The organism is Streptomyces sp. NPDC058291 (assembly GCF_042880855.1).
Lineage (GTDB): Bacteria > Actinomycetota > Actinomycetes > Streptomycetales > Streptomycetaceae > Streptomyces.
On record NZ_JBHVYK010000038.1, the window covers coordinates 67,964 to 70,027 of the forward strand.

Genomic DNA, 2,064 nt, shown 5'->3' on the forward strand with positions numbered 1-2,064 from the left:
GGTCAGGAGACGGCTTTGAGGTTCTGGCGACGCTTGACGTCTTCCCGGCGCCGGCGCTTCTCAGCAAGCTGGTCCTGGTAGGCGGCGACAGCCCTGCGGTAGCGGTCCACGAAGTCGGTGGAGTTGAGGCGCTCGTCCTTCGGCATCGCCTTGACGGCCGCGATGGCGTCCTCGGGGGAGGCGTAGGCGGCGAGCATGGCGTTGAGCTGGTAGACGCCAGCGCGCTGCTTCTTCACCAGCAGCGCCAGGTCCAGGTCGCGCAGGGCCGCGTTGACGGCCGTCCGGCTCAGGTTCAGCATCTGGGCGATGGTGCCCTGGTCGATCTCGATACGACCGCCGGCCTCGCTGTGGGCGCGCAGCTTCAGCAGCACGCGGTAGGCCGCGGGCAGCAGATCGAGATCGGCAACGATGCCTTCCGCGTTGACGGCGGCGAAATGCAGACCGCTCACTGTTCGGCCCCCTTCTCCTTCAGCTGCGCCCGCTCCCGGCGCCGGCGAGCTCGCTCGTCTGCCCGTTCCTTACGCAGCCGCTCGATCTCCTGCCTCATCTTCTCCAGTGAAGGGAAGCGCACCAACTCGGGCAGGCTCTGGTCCGCGCGGATCTCCTTGAGGGTGACGTGCTGGTCGACCTTGATGTACTCGGGCTCCATGGTCTCGGTGCCCGGGATGAACTCCGCTACGCGGTAGCTGTAGGGCGGGTTGAACTGGTAGACCCCGCGCTTCACCCGGAAGACGATGCCGTGCGACATGATCTCGCCCAGCGCCTCGGTCACCTTCGTCCGCGCCACGTCCAGGACGGTCGCCATCTCGTCCTGTGTCAGGGGGATCCGCCCGCCGGCCTTCTGGCAGGCGATCATCAGCAGGATCAGCCGCAACGGCAGCGCCTCGCGGAAGAACTGCGCGATGACCAGGAAGAACTCCAGGCTGTCCATGGAGAACGCGTTCGGCTGCTCCGGCGTCCCGTAGAACTCCATCGGCTTGCGCTGCTCGCCCAGCGAGAGCTTCCGGCCCGGGTACTGCCGTGCGACGTCGTCCAGGTCCTTGACGGGCCGTAGGGGCCGATTCCAGGCCTCGGAGGGATCGTCCAGCGGCAACTTCGGCTGCGGCGCCCCCTTGGCGCTCGGACGGCGGCGCTGCGGCTCACTCGACACGAAGCTGCTCCCACGTTGTTGATCTCCGGACGCGCAGCAGTATGTCAGCTCTGCTTGAAACCGATGTCGCTCCGACACGACATGCCGCGCAAGTTGTGTCCCCCCAGGGGGGACAGATCTCCCCCCTGCCCGCCCAGCGGTCGACCCGCCAGACACATCCGTCCCAGATGTCGCCTGTACTTGACATAGGCGCTCGGAACATGTCGCCTCTAGTTGACATTGACCAGCCGATGTGCCCCCTCAGTCGAGACAGATCGACCGCGATATGTCCCGTCACCCGGTACATATCGCGCGATCTGCAACGCGCTGACCTGCGGGTTCTTGATCTCGGTAAGTATCAAGTGGTTGAGGTCTTCCCGCAGGCGCCGACCGGACCCTCGTGGCTGAGGCGGCTTCGCGTGCGGGCCCGTGGGCCCGCGCAGGCCGTAGGCGGCATCAGCGGCTCTGAGTCTCGGGTGGTGCCGGCCGTGACGGACAAGCAGCCAGCAAGGGCGTGGCGGGGCCATCGGTGGGTTCCGCCGCCCGGCCCTGGGGGCCGTTCGGCTCCGGTGCCTCCGCACACCGAATTTCGAGTTTCCCATTTCTGAGGTTCCGTTCTGTGGCTAAGGTCAGTCCAGCGGAGGTGAATTCTGGACCTTTATCTGTGCTGGCTTTCGGTGAAATGCAAAGGTGAAACTTACGCGTCTTTATCAGGTGCAGTGGTGCGCCCTACCGGTTCCAGAGTCTATCTAGTGCTTCAAAGTGATGCACGCGAATCGCTGCCGATCACCTGATGGGAGTAGGTCCGCCCTGACTGCTCAGGCTTCCCGACCCTCCGTCACCTCTCCCCGTGCTCCCCCGATTCGGCCCGCGCCTATCCCTCCCACCGCCTCCCCCTTCCTACTGCTGCTGCTTTTCCCCACAGTTCCCCCCGA

At 65.6% G+C, this 2,064-nt stretch carries 2 protein-coding genes; both read right to left on the bottom strand.

All coding sequences use genetic code 11. The features are described 5' to 3' along the window. Positions 1-2: 2 nt before the first annotated feature. Positions 3-449: a MarR family transcriptional regulator gene (locus tag ACFVYK_RS20520; RefSeq protein ID WP_389775845.1), complete on the bottom strand. Its 447-nt coding sequence runs from the start codon at positions 447-449 to the stop codon at positions 3-5. Then, positions 446-1,150, bottom strand: a complete 705-nt coding sequence (locus tag ACFVYK_RS20525; RefSeq protein ID WP_075694070.1) for a hypothetical protein — start codon at positions 1,148-1,150, stop codon at positions 446-448. The genes ACFVYK_RS20520 and ACFVYK_RS20525 overlap by 4 nt, the downstream gene beginning before the upstream one ends. Positions 1,151-2,064: the final 914 nt, after the last annotated feature.